The organism is Bradyrhizobium sp. WSM2793 (genome assembly GCF_000379585.1).
GTDB lineage: Bacteria > Pseudomonadota > Alphaproteobacteria > Rhizobiales > Xanthobacteraceae > Bradyrhizobium.
In genome coordinates this window covers 62,578-76,779 of the sequence record NZ_KB902804.1, presented here as the reverse complement: position 1 = coordinate 76,779, position 14,202 = coordinate 62,578, and the positions used below count along the sequence as shown (strand labels likewise).

The following is a 14,202-nucleotide window of genomic DNA, read 5'->3' as shown; positions in this document are numbered from 1 at the left end:
ATACGCGCGTTCGCTGGTCACCACATTATCTCCCGGCCTTGTCGACGTTGCCGGAAGAATGTGGCGAGACGAACTGAACAGCGCCGCTCATCCGCACGAAGCCTCGGGCTCACAGGGACTACCCGCCCTGCCCGCACCTCTCGTGCCGACGCTGCCGCGTCCACCGCAAGCCCGGCTCGCGACAGTGACGACCACATAGTCGCCCCTCTTGGGTGAGCCGGGATGGACGACACATACGTCGAAACCGAATTTCGGTAAAGTGGAATATTTTTGGCGAAGCGGATTGACAGCGGGCGACACAGGCACGGTGCCGTAGGGTGGGCAAAGCGAAGCGTGCCCACGTCTTTCGCCCCCGTCGAGAGCTCGTGGCCACGGCGCAAATGCGCCTTAGCCCACCCTACGAGAGCTCTACGGGTGCAGCCACTTCGCGCGAAAAAGCTTAATCAGCCGCCGCCTGCGCCGGGGCGATTTTCCCGATCATCGTCTCGATTTCCGCCTTCACAAGCTCCGGCACGGCGTTCTGCACCATGTGGCCGAGCTCGGGTAGCACGATCAGCTTCGCATGCGGCACCATGGCTGCGAATGGGCGCGCGTGGATGTTGGTCTTCACCGTCTTGTCGGGCTCGCCGGCAATGATCGTGACCGGCGCAGATATCTCGCCATAGCGCGCGGCTTGCGCAGTCACCGCCTCCTTCAGCGTCACCAGATCATAGGCATTGGCGATGAACTCGCGCGGGCGCAGCAGCAGCGGCGTCGCGGAGTCCTGCACGAATCCATCCGGCATCATCTGCGGCAGGAACACGTTACGCGCGCCGGGCTCGGCCAGAAAGTAGCCGAGCGGCAGGGTGATCGTGTAGGCGAGCAGCGGACCGATCACCGGCGTTGCGATGATCTCGTTGTAACGGCCGACACCGCCGCGCCAGGGATGGGTGACGGGGGCGAGCATGACCAGGCCGGCGACGCGGCCGGGATGATCGAGCGCGATCCGCGCGCCGAGCGCGCCGCTCCAGGAATGCACGACGAAGACCGCGCGATCGATGCCGAGCTTGCCAAGCGCCTCATCGATCATCCGCGCCTGGACCTGCGGCGTCGAATCCTCGCGCCGCGCGCGCGTGCTCCAGCCATGGCCGGGACGGTCGACCAGGATGACGCGATGATCTTTGGCGAGCAGGTCCCCGAGCGGGCGCCGCATCGCTTCGAGATTGGAGCTGGCGCCGTGCAGCATCACGATGGGCAGGCCTGCTTCGCGCGGACCGATATCGACGACGTGAAGCGTCGCGCCATCAACCTCGACCATCCCGCCCTGCGGCGGAAAGGCGCGCTGCACGGCGACGATTCCAGCCTGCGTGACCAGCGCCAGCAGAACCAGCGCCGTCACGACTGACATCACGATCATGGAGAGAATCCGGGTGATCCTGGGCACAGGGCAGTTACGGGCATTATGGGCGGCAGTTTCGCTCCGCCAGCCTTCCGCGCTTGCGCCGAAACTGCCGGGGCTGTGGATATGTGCATAATTGAAGAACGTGAAAACTCAATAGAATCAACAATATTCCAGGAGGACACGCAAGCCTCGGAACAGCTTCATGGGGCCGTCATCGCGGCCTCCATATAATCGCCATGGTCGGTTCCGCCATCTAGGCGCGGGTGGGCGCCGATCCTCCTCGCAGGCCCCGGGGCAACCTCAGGGGATGCGGGAAAGACCGGCAGGATTTGTCCTGATTTGAACCGGAGGATTTTCGATGAGCTTCAGATCGAACGACGCTGCGATCGACGAGATCGTGGCGAGCTGCAACGGCGATCTGCGCGGTGCCGTGCGGGCGCTGCTGCTGATCAACGAGCACCTGGAATCGGAGCTTGCAAAGGCTTACGCCGCAGCCGCCGATCGCGGCCTGGTCGAGCGCGGCGGCAACGCCCTGCACTAGATGCAGGCTAGTTCGTGCCGTCCTCGGCTTTTTCCTCGTCCGGCGTAGGCACGGGACAGGCACGGATCGTCGAACGGGCAAGCTTGGCATCGGCCCTCGATTTGTAGGGACCGTCGCCGAACCAGATATCGCCGATGATGACCGGGTTGCTGGTCACGATGTTGCATTTTCCGGTGGCGCGGTTGCCGACCACCCAGAAAAGTCCATCGGCGAAGCTCACCGTCCCCGACGCGAGCAGCAAGCTACCCGCAAAGATCAAACGCTTCATGGCTTTTGCTCCTGCCATGCAGGTAGGCCTGCGGCGGCGCCGGCAATAGTGCTCACGATGCCGCGCTTCCGATCGTGGTTAATCGGCGCAGGCGGCCATCACTCGGAAGATGATCAAACTATCCGCGTCCGGATCGTGCGCTAGATATCCCGTCCCTCGACCTTCTCGGTCAACGCCTTGACCTGGTCGGGAATCTTTTCGAGATGCGGATTGACGGCGAGCGCCTTGCGATAGGCCTCGAGCGCGCGCTTCTCGTCGCCGACCTCCTGCATGATCATGCCGAGGCCAGCGAGCGCGCCGAAATGGCGCGGCTCCCGGATCAGCACCTGCTGGATATCCGCGAGCGAACGGCCATAGTCGTTCTGCATGTAATAGAGCGTGGCGCGCCGGTTCCAGGCCTCGATGTAGTCGGGCCGGAGCTTGATGACCGAATCCAAGAGCTTGATCGCGACCTCGATCTTCTTGGCGTCGACCGCGGTCTTGGCGCGGGCCATCAACAGCGCCGCGGTGTCGCTCGGGGTCTGCAGCCAGATCGCCCAGATCCGCGCCTCGACATGCTTGGCGCTGGCCTCGTCGGGCGCCGCCTTCAGCGCGCCGAACAGGAATTCGAGATTCTTGTTGCGATCGACCTTGGGCAGCTTGGCCGGCGCCTCGGGGAGCTTCTTCTGCTTGCCGGGCGGCTCAATCTGCTGTGCCAGGGCCGGGGCAAGGCCGGAGGTTCCCAGCACAAGGGCCAGACACAGGGTGCGCGCGAAGAGGAATCTCACTGCCATGGTCGAAGTCTAAACGCGCAAAGCCGCCCTTGCAAAGCAAAGGCGGCGTCAAACTCGTGTGAGACCGTGGTCTTGCGGGGCGCGCGCGGGCGTCCGGCAGGGCAATATCAGCCCTGACGAGCCTTGAAGCGGCGCTGCACCTTGTTGATCACATAGACCCGGCCCTTGCGGCGGACCAGGCGGTTGGCGCGATGGCGACCGCGCAGCGATTTCAGCGAGTTACGGACCTTCATGGCGGAATCCTGAACGTTCGAAAGGCCGTGTTCGGCACTGGCAAAATGAGATTTTTCCCGCCGGCGGACGACCGCCCGGGACGGGGCGGTTCTTAAGGCATGGCGGGAGGTGATGTCAATGTTAACTGCCCCGTTCCGAACCGGCAAATTCGTGAAAACAACCCCATGCACAGTAGAAATGGCCGGATCGGCCCGATTTATCGCTGGGGGAATCAGACCTTTCGACGACGTCTTGCCAAATTCGTTATATGATATAATCAATTCGGCAACCCGTCGGGAGGAAACCCATGCCGAAGCTGAAGCTGCCCAATATCGACGATGTCGTCGCCATCGACATCCACACCCACGCCGAGGAGCCCTGCGGCTGCCATCCCGACGACGGCTATGACGATTTCCAGGCGCAGATGGCGGAGTATTTCAAGTCGCCGAACAAGCATCCGCCGACGGTGCCGGAGACCGCGGCCTACTACCGCTCCAAGAACATCGCCGCGGTGATCTTCCCGGTCGACGCCGAGCGCGAGACCGGCTTCCGCCGCTACAACAATTACGAGATGATCGAGGCCGCCTCCGACCATCTCGACGTCCTCATCCCCTTCGTCTCGATCGACCCGCATAAGGGCAAACTCGGCGCGCGCGAGGCGCGCAAGCTGATCGAGGAATACGGGGTGCGCGGCTTCAAATTCCACCCGACCATGCAGGGCTTCTACGCCAACGACCGCATGGCCTATCCGCTCTATGAAGAGATCAACAATGGCGGCGCGGTCGCGCTTTTCCACACCGGCCAGACCGGCGTCGGCTCGGGCATGCCCGGCGGCATGGGCATGCGGCTAAAATATTCCAACCCGATGTACATGGACGACGTCGCGGCCGATTTCCCCGACCTCAAGATCATCCTCGCCCACCCCTCCTTCCCCTGGCAGGAAGAGGCGCTGTCGGTCGCGACCCACAAGCCGAACGTCTATATCGACCTCTCCGGCTGGTCGCCAAAATACTTCCCGCCGATCCTGGTCCGCTACATCAACTCGATCCTGCAGGACAAGATGCTGTTCGGCTCGGACTGGCCGGTGATCACACCGGACCGCTGGCTGTCGGACTTCGCCAAGATCGAGATCCGCGACGAGATCCGGCCGAAGGTGCTGAAGGCGAACGCGCGCAAGCTGCTGGGGATCTGAATCAGACGCTCAACGATCTGCGCAGCGCATCGAGGGCTTCGATCCCTGTGATCGAAGCCCTCTTCCTTGAAAGGCTCAGACCTGCGCCAGGCCGCCGTCGACGAAGACCTCGCCCCCGGTCATGTAGCTGCTGTCCGAGGACGCCAGGAACGCGGCCACGGCGCCAGTCTCGCTGGGGTCACCGACGCGACCGATGGGCGTCGAGTTGCCGAGTGCATCGAATGTTTCCTCGCCGACGATCTCCAGCGCCAGCTCGGTCTTGGTCGGTCCGGGTGACAGCACGTTGACGCGGATGCCGGTGCCGCGCAGGTCCTGCGCCCAGCTCCGCGCCAGATTGCGGATCGCGGCCTTGGTTGCGCTGTAGATGCTGAATTGCGGCGTCCCCATCACCCCCGTGCTCGATCCGGTCAGGATGATCGACGCGCCCTTCGTCATAAGCGGCAGCGCCTTTTGCACGGTGAAAACCAGCCCCTTCACATTGACGTCGAAGATATGATCGTAATGCTCGACCGTGATCTCGCCGAGCGGCGCGAACAAACCGGTGCCGGCATTGGCGAACAGAACGTCGAGCCCGCCCCGTTCGGCCTTCACCGTCGCATAGAGGCGATCGAGGTCGGCGAGATTCGTCACCGAGCCCCCGACGGCGCGCGCCTGAGATCCGAGCTTCGCCACGGCGGCGTCGAGCTGCTCCTGCCGCCGCCCGAAAATGTAGACGAACGCGCCTTCGTCGATGAACCGTTTCGCCGCGCCAAATCCGATGCCGGTGCCGCCGCCGGTCACCACTGCCGTCTTGCCTTGTAGTCTGCTCATGATGTGCTCCTTCACTGAGGTTGCACTGAGCTGGCGGCGTACCCACCTATCGACAAGTATGCACCTTTTGGTAAGTGCCTAAAAGATGTCAGACACGACTTTACCGCCTGCACAGGCGCCCACACCGGTCCAGCGCTGCACACAGACTTTGCCCGGCTTCACCTGCGGTCTCGATGCGACCCTGCGGGTCATCTCGGGCAAGTGGAAGCCGCTGATCCTCTACTTCGTCGCCCAGGACGGACCGACCCGCTACGGCGAGCTCCGCCGCGCCATACGCGACGTCAGCGACAAGGTGCTGATTCAGCAGCTGAAGGAGCTGGAGGCCGATGGCCTGGTGAAGCGGACCGACTACAAGGAGGTGCCGCCACGGGTGGACTACAGCCTCACGCCTTTGGGCCGCAGCCTCGCCCAGGCTCTCGTCCCGCTCTGCACGTGGGGCACCGAGCACATGGCGGAGGTCAGCCGGGTGTTTGCGGAGCGAGCGACATGGACGCGGCCGGGGCGTCAGTCGAGTGCCTAGCTCGCGCTATTCGTCGTCCGAGATCGGCTCCGCCCCTGATAGCAGTGCGTAGCCGCAACTCGACTTGCGTCCGACTTGGACCCACAAGCGGACAAAGACAATGTTTGTTTGGAGGCGGATGCATAGCGCTCGGCGAGGGCCTTGGCGGCCAGTGAATACGGTCATATCGTCGGTACTCGCCTCGTCAGACCTTCGGCGTGCGCTCTTCGACAATTTCGGCGATCCTTGGCCGTGTAAACCTATCCACCGGATGAATGCTGTGGTCCTCATCATGGTAGTACTCGCCACTATCGAAGGCGAGGAAGATACTCATCAGAAGATCTGTTCCGCCAGGGTCTAACGAATTCATTGTCGCAAAAAGGTCGTTTGCCACTCGATCACAGAAATCAAAATCGAGTTCATTTCTGTAGAACCCTACGGCTATTGCAAACCCAAGTTCGTTCAGCAATTCGGTGGCTGACAGACCACCTTCTACGGTCCAGCCTACAAATTCGGCTTGGCTATACAGGCTCTTGATAGGTTCAAATTGGCGCTCGGCGGATGGAAGCGGCGAACTCATTTCGTTGGCATGCTTCGACCTAAGCCTGACAATTATCTCGCGAATAACATCACTCACCGTCTTGAAATCCTAGAGAATGCGGATGGCCGCGAAAGCGCTACAAAGCATCAGTCGAGCTTTTCCCCGCTTCCAGCGATCAGGGATATTATCAGCGAAGCAGGATGTCCGCTATGGATCACGAGCTGCCGATCACACCTGCAGTGGCAGACTTCCGCTTTGCTCTGGTAAGCTGACGAATTATAGGCACGCCCCAATCGGAGCTCTTGTGCCCACAACGGCCCGGAAAGACACCCCGATGCCCATCAAAGCCGTCGTCTTCGACGCCTACGGGACGCTCTACGACATCCAGTCGGTCGCTGACATCACCGAGGATGCGTTTCCCGGATACGGCGAGATCATCACGCAGGTCTGGCGCATCAAGCAGCTCGAATACACCTGGCTGCGCTCGCTGATGCGGCGCTACCAGGACTTTGCCGCGGTCACCCGCGACTCGCTGGCCTATACGCTGCGCGTGCTCGGGCTGGCCTATGAGAGCGAGACCTTCGAGCGGGTGATCGAGAAATATCTGCATCTCGATCTCTATCCGGATGCGACAAGCGCGCTTGCAGCGCTCAAGCCGCGAAAGCTTGCCATCCTCTCCAACGGCAGCCCGGACATGCTGAATGCACTGGTGCGCAACACCAAGCTCGACCGTCTGCTCGATGCCACCATCAGCGTCGATGCGAAGAAGATCTTCAAGCCGAGCCCGGAGGCCTACATGCTGATCGGGGAAGTGCTTGGCACCGCACCGAGCGAGACTCTGTTCGTGTCCTCCAACCCCTGGGACGTCGCGGGCGCGAAGGCGTTCGGGCTGAACGTCGCCTGGATCGAGCGGGTGACGCCGGAGGCGATGGCGCTGGCTTGCGTCGAGAACGAACTCGTGGCACCGCTGACCATGTTCAAGGCGATCCGCACCCAGATGGACGAGCTCGGCTTTGCGCCGGATCATCGTGTCCGGGCGCTCTCCGAGCTGCCAGGGATTGCCTAGGTATCGCCGCCCCCACAAGTCTGAAATGAGCTGCCCGGAATGAGCCTGGAATCCGTTCGCGCCTTTTTCGCCGAGAAAGCTCCCGACATCTCCGTCATCGAATCTCCGATCAGCTCGGCCACGGTGCCGCTGGCCGCCGAAGCCTATGGCGTCGAGCCCGGAATGATCGCCAAGACGCTGAGCTTGCGCGTCGGCGAGCGCGTGATCCTGATCGTCGCCGCCGGCACCTCGCGCATGGACAACAAGAAGGTCAAGGCGCAGTTTGGCGGCAAGCCGAAGATGCTGGGGCTGGAGGAGGTCGCCGACATCACAGGCCACGAGGTCGGCGGCGTCTGCCCGTTCGGCCTGAAGTCGCCGCTCCCGATCTATTGCGATGTGTCGCTGAAGGCATTCGACGTCGTGGTCCCGGCCGCGGGCTCGACCCACAGCGCGGTGCGCATCACCCCCGATCGCATGGCCGAGCTGACTGCCGCCGAATGGGTCGATGTCTGCGAGGTCAGGCCTTAAGGCGGCACCGGGTACGATCCCTGATGCATTTGCCGATCAGGGAGGCTAGCATGGCGCCGATGACCGACGACAAGGTGAAACGACGACTGACCACCGTGCTGTGCGCTGACGTGTACGGCTATTCTCGTCTCATGGAAGCAGACGAGACCGGAACGCTGGAGACGCTCCGCCGCTACCGCACCGCCATCGCGCGATTGGTCGAGCGCCGTGACGGCCGCATCGTGAATACCTGGGGCGATGCCGTGATCGCCGAGTTCGCCAGCGTCGTCGAGGCCGTGCAATGCGCGGTCGAGATTCAGCAGGAGATCTCCAGTCAGGTTGCGGACGCGCCGCAGGCGAGCCCGATGCAGTTTCGCATCGGCATCAACCTCGGCGACGTCATGGTGGACGGCTCTGACATCTATGGCGACGGGGTCAATATCGCATCACGGCTGCAAGAGCTCGCCGAGCCCGGCGGCGTCGTGATCTCGAGCTCGGTCTACGACCAGGTGCACAACAAACTGTCCGTCGGCTTCGACTGCCTCGGCCAGCGTCCCCTGAAGAACATTGCTCCCTTGACCAGCTATCGGCTGACCCTGGGCGGCCGAGCTGCTGCACAAGGGAGCTTCCCGATCGAGGAAAGCGCAGCTCCCTCAGAAAGAGCGCGTGCTCCGCGGATCGGAGACAGGCGCGAGCTGTCTTCGGCGACGAATATCGTCTCGGATTGGCTCGCAAGGCTGCCCCGCCCGCTGGCAGCGGCCCTCACGGTGTCGGCCTTCCTGATCCTGATCAATCTTTTCACGGGCAACAAGATCTGGTTCCATTGGCCGGTCGCGGCCATTCTCTTCGGTGTCGTCCTGCGGATGGTGCTGGGACAACGACCTGAATCGGACAGCAAGACCGAGCGCTGAACGAGGCTGCACGACCGCATCGCCGCGCCTAAAGCGCGATGAGATCTGGATGAATCGTCATCGCGCTTTAGGTTGTTGTTTGCGCATGATCTTTTCCGGAAAACCGCTTCGCACTTTTCCGGATCATGCTTTAGCGCTGCGCAATTTTCCCGATCATGCGCTCTTCAAAGCCTAATCGTCGTAATCGTCATAGGGACGCTGCGGAGGTGGCAGCGGCGCATTGTTATAGCGCGGCGGTGCGGCGCGATTGCGTGGGACCTGCTGCGGCGGCATTTGGTTGTTGGACTGGAACACGGCGCGGCAGCCGCTCGACAGCTGCGGCGTGTTCTGCTGCAGGCAGGCGGTGATCCGGCTCACGTCCGGAATCTGGTCGCTGCAGAGACGCCAGACGTCCGGCGTACACGCCATCTGCTGTTCCATGGTGCCGCGATATTCCTGGGCGAATGCAGCTCCCTGCGCGACGATGCCGCCGACCGCGAGCGCCACACCCAGCGCAATCCGCTCTGTTCGCATGTCCCGATCCTTCTCGATTCCCATCGATTTTCATCAATCAATGAGGCAGGACCCGGTTCTGGACCAACAACAAAATGTGAAAATGGCGCTGGAACCTACTCCACCTTGCCGATCTTCTTCACCGCCGCGATCAGCCGCTTGCTGTCGGTCGCGACGAATTGGGCGAAGGCCGGTGCGTCCTGATAGGCGACGAGGCTGCCCGAGGTTTCGAAGGCCTTGAGCACGTCGGGACTCGTCATCACCTGTGCCATCGCCTCGCGCAGGCGGATCGCGATCGGCGCGGGAAGAGAGCTCTGCGCGAACAGCCCGGCCCAGATGTACATCTCGACGTCCTTGTAGCCGAGCTCCTGGAAGGTCGGCACATCGGGAAAGCTCGCGATGCGCTGGGCGCCGCAATTGCCGAGCACGCGGAGCTTGCCGTCGTCGACCTGCGGCTTCAGCGTCCCCGGTGCGGCCGCGATCGCCTGCACGGTGCCACCGAGGATCGCGGTGAGCGCGGGACCTGCGCCGCGGAACGGCACGTGCAGCAGCTTGATGCCGGCGCTGCTCGCGAACATCTCCATCGCCACATGCAGCGTGCCGTAAGGCCCTGACGAGCCGTAAGTGATCTGACCCGGGCGCTTCCTGGCATCCTCGACGAAATCCTGCGCCGTCTTCCACGGCGCGGACGCCGGCACCGCCAGCAGCGTGGGATCGGCGAGCACGCGCGCGATCGGCATGAACTGCGAGACCTCGTAGGCGGCGGGACGGTCGAACAGCCGGTCGGCCTCGGGCAGCACCGCGAGCGAGGACAACGTCATCAGCAGCGTGTAGCCGTCGGGCTCGGCGCGTGCCGCCGCGGCATTGCCGACCGAGCCGCCGCCGCCTCCGGCGCGGTTGTCGACGATGACGGCCTTGCCGAGGATCCGCTCCAGCGCCATCGCCACCGGCCGCGCCGCAAGATCGGCCTGTCCGCCGGCCGGAAACGGCACGATCATGGTGATGTTGCGGGCGGGGTAGGTTTGCGCAGAGGCCGGTCCGGGTAACGCAGCGCGCAGCAACGGCAGTGCAGCAGCGGCGCGCAGGACGTCGCGTCGATCCATGGCAGGTCCCTCCCCCGAATTTTCTTGTTTCGCACCCAGCCTAGCGCCGCGATCGGCAAGAACAAGACGTTTACGAAGCGTTAGCCATGTTCGGCCGAGCCCGGAACGCATGCCTGGAGCCGCTGTTGCCCTCTTGAGGGAGTGCGTGATGCCTAACATTGGAACCATCGATGTCGCGCTGGACGAGATGCTGGTAAATCTCGCCGCGATCGTTCTGAGGCTTGCAAGGCCCGAAGTGACGCGTACGCCGGAAGCGCGCCGCGCGCTGGCGCAATCGGTCCATCAATATGCGGTTTGTGCGAAGCGTTCGAGCGACCCTCGCGTTCACGAATTGAAGTCGCAGCTGGAAGAAACGCTGAAGCCAAGCCTGCGCATCGTCGCAATCGACGGCGTGAAGGTGGCGTAGTCCGGCCCGAAAGACGGCTGCCGTAGGGTGGGCAAAGGCGCGCTCTTCGCGCGCCGTGCCCACGATCACTCTCCGAAATGACCCGCGATGTCGCGCATGTCCCCGCCCCAATCCAAAGGCCTCCCTGCGCGCGCCGATATCGAGACACCTGTGATCTCTTCAGGCAAAGACGTGGGCACGCTTCGCTTTGCCCACCCTACGATAGTTTGCACAAACGATAGATTGGCGAGCTGCCGTAGGGCGGGCAAAGGCGCGCTCTTCGCGCGCCGTGCCCACGATCACTCTCCGAAATGACCCGCGATGTCGCGCATGTCCCCGCCCCAATCCACGGGGAGGTCGCCCTGCTCCACGTAACGATGAAAGCTGCTGAGGGACCAGTCGCGCACGCGCGTGACGAGCCCGTGTTTCACGGGATTGAAATGGATGTAATCAACGTGTCGCTCCAGATCTGCGTCGTCGCGAATTGTGTGCTCCTAGAAACGCCGCTGCCAGATGCCTTTCTCGCGCTTCTTCAATTTGCTCATTGAAGGCGGCCCGCCCTCCAAGCCTCTCGAAAATCCACCCTTGATCAGATTCCACCGCGACGAAAAATCAGCATCGGCCTCCGGAAGCAACCAAACAGCATGGAGATGGTCGGGCAGGATACAAATGGCGATCGTCTCGAACGGGCGGCGCTGCTGAACTGTTCGGTAAATTCGCCTGAGGCGATCAACTTGGTCCACGAGCAGCGTGCTCGAGCGGTCGGCGAGCACGACGGTGAAGAAGAACATGCTGCCTTGTGCCCGCCGATATCGAGACACTTGCGATCCCCTCAGGCGAAGCCGTGGGCACGCTTCGCTTTGCCCACCCTACGATAGCTTGCGCGAACGATAGACTAGCGAGATCTCGTAGGGTGGGCAAAGGCGCGCTGCGCGCGCCGTGCCCACCAAAGTCTATCCCGCCCTCGCACCTTTCTTCGCCCGCCGCTTGCATGTGCCCGGCAGCTTGGCCGCGAGGAAATCGCCGAGCGCTTCGACGCGGGCGGGACGGGGGCCGCCGGGGGGCGTTACCAGGTGTACGGCGCCTTCGGCCTGCTTCCAGTCCTTCAGGATCACTTCGACGGCGCCCGATGAGATCGCTTCGCCAACGATGAATTCGGGCAGCTCGGCGATGCCGAGGCCCGCAATCAGCGCCGGCATCACGGCTTCGCCGTTGTTGACGCGGAGCTGTCCACCCGGGCGCACGCTGGCCTGCTCGCCGACGGAATTGGTGTAGTGCCAGATGTTGGGCGTCGACATATAGGCGTAGCTGAAGCACTTGTGCTCGGCCAGGTGCATCGGATGCGTCGGCCGGCCGTGCTTCTTCAGATAGGACGGCGCGGCCACGGTGAAGCGCGGCATGGTGAAGAGCCGCCGCGCGAGCAGCGAGGAGTCCGGCAGCCGCGCGATCCGCACCGCCATGTCAAAACCCTCGCCGATCAGGTCGACGGTCGCATCGCTCAAATGCAGATCGACCGAGACTTCCGGATAGGCCTCGAAAAACTCCGGCAGCAGCGGCGCCACCGCCTTGATGCCGAACGTCATGGGCACGGCGAGCCGCACCAGGCCCCGCGGCGCCACCGATTGCGCCAGCGCCTCGTTCTCCGCCGCTTCACCGTCGGCCAACAGGCGCGTCGCGCGCTCGGCGAGCTTGTGCCCGGCGTCGGTCAGCGCAAGCCGGCGCGAGGTGCGGTTGAACAGCCGGGCGCCGAGCCGCTCCTCCAGGCGCGTGACCGCCTTGGACACCGTGGCCTTGGACATAACGAGCTCGCTCGCGGCCCCCGCAAACGACCGTAACTCCACAACTTTCGCAAAGATCGCGAGCGCCTCGAAATCGGGAAGTTTTGCCATGGCGGCTATCCATCTGGATATTTATGGAAACAATGCGTTTCAACAGTTTCTATTTCTATACCACAGACGGAGGCTTATCCAAGGGTCATCAGACATTCAGGACTGGAGAAATCCAATGACCAAGAAGCTCTCAGGCAAGGTTGCCCTCGTCACCGGCGGCTCGCGCGGCATCGGCGCGGCTTCTGCCCGCGCTCTCGCAGACGAAGGCGCGGATGTCGCCATCAGCTACGTGGCCTCGCCGGAAAAGGCGGAAGCCGTCGTCACCGAGTTGAAGGCCAAGGGCGTCAGGGCCCGCGCTTTCAGGGCGGACCAGGCTTCCGCGCAGGACGTCACGCAACTGGTCAACGACGTCGCCAGGGAATTCGGCCATCTCGACATCCTCGTCAACAATGCCGGCGTTGCCGCGGGCGGTGCCATCGACGACGCCAATGCCGACACGGATGCCCTCACCCGCCAGGATCAGGTCAACGTGCACGGCGTCATCGCGGCAATCCGCGCCGCCTCGCAGCTGATGGGTGAAGGCGGCCGCATCGTCACCGTCGGCTCCATGCTGGCCGACCGCGCCTCGTTCCCGGGCCTTGCCGACTACGTCGCCACCAAGGCGGCAGTCGTCGGCTACACCAAGGGCGCGGCACGCGACCTCGGACCGCGCGGCATCACCGTGAACGTGGTGCAGCCCGGATCGATCGACACCGACATGAATCCGAAGGATGGCGGCGAGTTCGCCGAGACCCAGCGCAAGCAGCACGCGCTGCAGCGCTTCGGCCGTCCCGAGGAAGTCGCCGCCGGCATCGTCTTCCTCGCAAGCCCGGACGCCTCCTTCGTCACTGGCACGGTGCTCAACGTCGACGGCGGGTTCGGCGCCTGATCGAGGCGCCAACCACCCACACAAGGAATTACGCAGATGATCGAACTCAGACCTTTCAACAAGCTCGGCGGCGCCGATCACGGCTGGCTCAAGGCCAAGCATCACTTCTCCTTCGCTGGCCATTACGACCCGAACAACATGGGTCACGGCGCATTGCGGGTGTGGAACGACGACGAGATCGCGCCCAACACCGGCTTTCCCGCCCATCCCCACGCCAACATGGAGATCATCACCTATGTGCGCGAGGGCGCGATCACCCATCAGGACAGCCTCGGCAACGAGGGCCGCACCGAAGCGGGCGACGTGCAGGTGATGAGTGCCGGCAGCGGCATCCGCCACTCCGAGTACAATCTGGAGCCGACCCAGACGCGAATCTTCCAGATCTGGATCGAGCCGACGACGCGCGGCGGACAGCCGACCTGGGGTTCGAAGCCGTTTCCGAAGTCGGATCGCTCCGGCAAGCTCGTCACCATCGCGAGCGGGTTCGATGACGATGCGGATGCGCTGCCGATCCGCGCCGATGCGCGGGTGCTCGCCACCACGCTCAAGGCCGGCGAGAGCGCGGAGTACGCACCAGAGAAGGCGCGGCATCTCTATCTGGTGCCTGCGGCAGGTTCAGTCGAGATCAACGGCGTGCGCGTCAACGCCCGCGACGGCGCCGCGATCCGCGACGAGGACCGGCTGAAGATCACCGCGCTCGAGGACACCGAGCTCGTGCTCGTCGACGCGGCCTGACGACGCTCTCCGTCATGGCCGGGCTTGTCCCGGCCATCCACGCCTCAAA

The 14,202-nt window shown here is 63.4% G+C and carries 18 protein-coding genes and 1 pseudogene; 9 read left to right on the top strand and 10 right to left on the bottom strand.

Features of this window, described 5'->3' with window-relative positions; all coding sequences use genetic code 11:
• Window positions 1–439 precede the first annotated feature (439 nt).
• Complete coding sequence (locus A3AS_RS0131935; RefSeq protein ID WP_020508778.1) at window positions 440–1,396, bottom strand: alpha/beta fold hydrolase; 957 nt, start codon at window positions 1,394–1,396, stop codon at window positions 440–442.
• Between the two features lie 343 nt (window positions 1,397–1,739).
• Between A3AS_RS0131935 and A3AS_RS0131930 the strand changes: the two genes are divergently transcribed.
• The gene (locus A3AS_RS0131930) at window positions 1,740–1,922 is read left to right on the top strand and encodes a hypothetical protein (RefSeq protein ID WP_018321554.1); all 183 of its coding nucleotides are present in this window, start codon (window positions 1,740–1,742) and stop codon (window positions 1,920–1,922) included.
• Window positions 1,923–1,929: 7 nt separating this feature from the next.
• Here the strand turns inward: A3AS_RS0131930 and A3AS_RS0131925 are convergent, their stop codons facing one another.
• From A3AS_RS0131925 to ykgO, 3 genes are all read right to left on the bottom strand, one after another.
• Window positions 1,930–2,190 (bottom strand): hypothetical protein, encoded by a 261-nt coding sequence (locus A3AS_RS0131925; RefSeq protein ID WP_026202573.1) that lies wholly within the window; start codon window positions 2,188–2,190, stop codon window positions 1,930–1,932.
• A gap of 140 nt (window positions 2,191–2,330) precedes the next feature.
• Window positions 2,331–2,963 carry a tetratricopeptide repeat protein gene (locus A3AS_RS0131920; protein WP_026202572.1) on the bottom strand — a complete coding sequence of 211 codons (633 nt, stop codon included), beginning with the start codon at window positions 2,961–2,963 and terminating at the stop codon, window positions 2,331–2,333.
• A 107-nt stretch (window positions 2,964–3,070) separates the two neighbouring features.
• Complete coding sequence (ykgO, locus tag A3AS_RS0131915; protein WP_006611362.1) at window positions 3,071–3,196, bottom strand: type B 50S ribosomal protein L36; 126 nt, start codon at window positions 3,194–3,196, stop codon at window positions 3,071–3,073.
• 287 nt (window positions 3,197–3,483) lie between these two features.
• Between ykgO and A3AS_RS0131910 the strand changes: the two genes are divergently transcribed.
• The gene (locus A3AS_RS0131910; RefSeq protein ID WP_018321552.1) at window positions 3,484–4,368 is read left to right on the top strand and encodes a 4-hydroxyphenyl-beta-ketoacyl-CoA hydrolase; all 885 of its coding nucleotides are present in this window, start codon (window positions 3,484–3,486) and stop codon (window positions 4,366–4,368) included.
• A gap of 75 nt (window positions 4,369–4,443) precedes the next feature.
• Here the strand turns inward: A3AS_RS0131910 and A3AS_RS0131905 are convergent, their stop codons facing one another.
• Window positions 4,444–5,178 carry an SDR family NAD(P)-dependent oxidoreductase gene (locus tag A3AS_RS0131905; protein WP_026202571.1) on the bottom strand — a complete coding sequence of 245 codons (735 nt, stop codon included), beginning with the start codon at window positions 5,176–5,178 and terminating at the stop codon, window positions 4,444–4,446.
• Between the two features lie 85 nt (window positions 5,179–5,263).
• Between A3AS_RS0131905 and A3AS_RS0131900 the strand changes: the two genes are divergently transcribed.
• Window positions 5,264–5,698 (top strand): helix-turn-helix domain-containing protein, encoded by a 435-nt coding sequence (locus A3AS_RS0131900; protein WP_018321550.1) that lies wholly within the window; start codon window positions 5,264–5,266, stop codon window positions 5,696–5,698.
• A 184-nt stretch (window positions 5,699–5,882) separates the two neighbouring features.
• Here A3AS_RS0131900 and A3AS_RS0131895 read toward each other — a convergent pair whose 3' ends face one another.
• On the bottom strand, window positions 5,883–6,314 hold the full coding sequence (locus tag A3AS_RS0131895; RefSeq protein WP_020508776.1) for a hypothetical protein: 432 nt from the start codon (window positions 6,312–6,314) through the stop codon (window positions 5,883–5,885).
• Window positions 6,315–6,552: 238 nt separating this feature from the next.
• Here A3AS_RS0131895 and A3AS_RS0131890 point away from each other — a divergent pair, with 238 nt between their 5' ends.
• The 3 genes from A3AS_RS0131890 to A3AS_RS0131880 are packed head-to-tail and all read left to right on the top strand — an operon-like array spanning window position 6,553 to window position 8,681.
• A complete protein-coding gene (locus A3AS_RS0131890) occupies window positions 6,553–7,284 on the top strand; it encodes a haloacid dehalogenase type II (RefSeq protein WP_018321548.1) in 732 nt (243 codons plus the stop codon).
• A 39-nt stretch (window positions 7,285–7,323) separates the two neighbouring features.
• Window positions 7,324–7,791, top strand: coding sequence for a YbaK/EbsC family protein (locus A3AS_RS0131885; protein ID WP_018321547.1), 468 nt, complete (start codon window positions 7,324–7,326; stop codon window positions 7,789–7,791).
• Between the two features lie 59 nt (window positions 7,792–7,850).
• On the top strand, window positions 7,851–8,681 hold the full coding sequence (locus tag A3AS_RS0131880; RefSeq protein WP_026202570.1) for an adenylate/guanylate cyclase domain-containing protein: 831 nt from the start codon (window positions 7,851–7,853) through the stop codon (window positions 8,679–8,681).
• 171 nt (window positions 8,682–8,852) lie between these two features.
• Here A3AS_RS0131880 and A3AS_RS0131870 read toward each other — a convergent pair whose 3' ends face one another.
• Complete coding sequence (locus A3AS_RS0131870) at window positions 8,853–9,194, bottom strand: hypothetical protein (RefSeq protein WP_049815046.1); 342 nt, start codon at window positions 9,192–9,194, stop codon at window positions 8,853–8,855.
• A 95-nt stretch (window positions 9,195–9,289) separates the two neighbouring features.
• Window positions 9,290–10,276, bottom strand: coding sequence for a tripartite tricarboxylate transporter substrate binding protein (locus A3AS_RS0131865; RefSeq protein ID WP_018321543.1), 987 nt, complete (start codon window positions 10,274–10,276; stop codon window positions 9,290–9,292).
• 148 nt (window positions 10,277–10,424) lie between these two features.
• Here A3AS_RS0131865 and A3AS_RS0131860 point away from each other — a divergent pair, with 148 nt between their 5' ends.
• On the top strand, window positions 10,425–10,682 hold the full coding sequence (locus A3AS_RS0131860) for a hypothetical protein (RefSeq protein ID WP_018321542.1): 258 nt from the start codon (window positions 10,425–10,427) through the stop codon (window positions 10,680–10,682).
• Between the two features lie 278 nt (window positions 10,683–10,960).
• On the opposite strand, the pseudogene A3AS_RS0131855 reads toward A3AS_RS0131860, so the two are convergent.
• Both A3AS_RS0131855 and A3AS_RS0131850 read right to left on the bottom strand, forming a co-directional pair.
• Window positions 10,961–11,452 (bottom strand): annotated as a pseudogene (locus tag A3AS_RS0131855) (transposase).
• Between the two features lie 162 nt (window positions 11,453–11,614).
• Window positions 11,615–12,550, bottom strand: a complete 936-nt coding sequence (locus A3AS_RS0131850) for a LysR family transcriptional regulator (RefSeq protein ID WP_018321539.1) — start codon at window positions 12,548–12,550, stop codon at window positions 11,615–11,617.
• Between the two features lie 115 nt (window positions 12,551–12,665).
• Here A3AS_RS0131850 and A3AS_RS0131845 point away from each other — a divergent pair, with 115 nt between their 5' ends.
• Together A3AS_RS0131845 and A3AS_RS0131840 are read left to right on the top strand one after the other, a co-directional pair.
• Window positions 12,666–13,418 (top strand): SDR family NAD(P)-dependent oxidoreductase, encoded by a 753-nt coding sequence (locus A3AS_RS0131845; protein ID WP_018321538.1) that lies wholly within the window; start codon window positions 12,666–12,668, stop codon window positions 13,416–13,418.
• Between the two features lie 36 nt (window positions 13,419–13,454).
• The gene (locus A3AS_RS0131840) at window positions 13,455–14,153 is read left to right on the top strand and encodes a pirin family protein (protein WP_018321537.1); all 699 of its coding nucleotides are present in this window, start codon (window positions 13,455–13,457) and stop codon (window positions 14,151–14,153) included.
• Window positions 14,154–14,202: the final 49 nt, after the last annotated feature.

Excerpts from the sequence above, each read along its gene's own strand:
- A3AS_RS0131935 (WP_020508778.1), bottom strand. The coding sequence starts at position 1,396 with ATGATCGTGATGTCAGTCGTGACGGCGCTGGTTCTGCTGGCGCTGGTC.
- A3AS_RS0131930 (WP_018321554.1), top strand. The coding sequence starts at position 1,740 with ATGAGCTTCAGATCGAACGACGCTGCGATCGACGAGATCGTGGCGAGC.
- A3AS_RS0131925 (WP_026202573.1), bottom strand. The coding sequence starts at position 2,190 with ATGAAGCGTTTGATCTTTGCGGGTAGCTTGCTGCTCGCGTCGGGGACG.
- A3AS_RS0131920 (WP_026202572.1), bottom strand. The coding sequence starts at position 2,963 with ATGGCAGTGAGATTCCTCTTCGCGCGCACCCTGTGTCTGGCCCTTGTG.
- ykgO (WP_006611362.1), bottom strand. The coding sequence starts at position 3,196 with ATGAAGGTCCGTAACTCGCTGAAATCGCTGCGCGGTCGCCATCGCGCC.
- A3AS_RS0131910 (WP_018321552.1), top strand. The coding sequence starts at position 3,484 with ATGCCGAAGCTGAAGCTGCCCAATATCGACGATGTCGTCGCCATCGAC.
- A3AS_RS0131905 (WP_026202571.1), bottom strand. The coding sequence starts at position 5,178 with ATGAGCAGACTACAAGGCAAGACGGCAGTGGTGACCGGCGGCGGCACC.
- A3AS_RS0131900 (WP_018321550.1), top strand. The coding sequence starts at position 5,264 with ATGTCAGACACGACTTTACCGCCTGCACAGGCGCCCACACCGGTCCAG.
- A3AS_RS0131890 (WP_018321548.1), top strand. The coding sequence starts at position 6,553 with ATGCCCATCAAAGCCGTCGTCTTCGACGCCTACGGGACGCTCTACGAC.
- A3AS_RS0131885 (WP_018321547.1), top strand. The coding sequence starts at position 7,324 with ATGAGCCTGGAATCCGTTCGCGCCTTTTTCGCCGAGAAAGCTCCCGAC.
- A3AS_RS0131880 (WP_026202570.1), top strand. The coding sequence starts at position 7,851 with ATGACCGACGACAAGGTGAAACGACGACTGACCACCGTGCTGTGCGCT.
- A3AS_RS0131870 (WP_049815046.1), bottom strand. The coding sequence starts at position 9,194 with ATGCGAACAGAGCGGATTGCGCTGGGTGTGGCGCTCGCGGTCGGCGGC.
- A3AS_RS0131865 (WP_018321543.1), bottom strand. The coding sequence starts at position 10,276 with ATGGATCGACGCGACGTCCTGCGCGCCGCTGCTGCACTGCCGTTGCTG.
- A3AS_RS0131860 (WP_018321542.1), top strand. The coding sequence starts at position 10,425 with ATGCCTAACATTGGAACCATCGATGTCGCGCTGGACGAGATGCTGGTA.
- A3AS_RS0131850 (WP_018321539.1), bottom strand. The coding sequence starts at position 12,550 with ATGGCAAAACTTCCCGATTTCGAGGCGCTCGCGATCTTTGCGAAAGTT.
- A3AS_RS0131845 (WP_018321538.1), top strand. The coding sequence starts at position 12,666 with ATGACCAAGAAGCTCTCAGGCAAGGTTGCCCTCGTCACCGGCGGCTCG.
- A3AS_RS0131840 (WP_018321537.1), top strand. The coding sequence starts at position 13,455 with ATGATCGAACTCAGACCTTTCAACAAGCTCGGCGGCGCCGATCACGGC.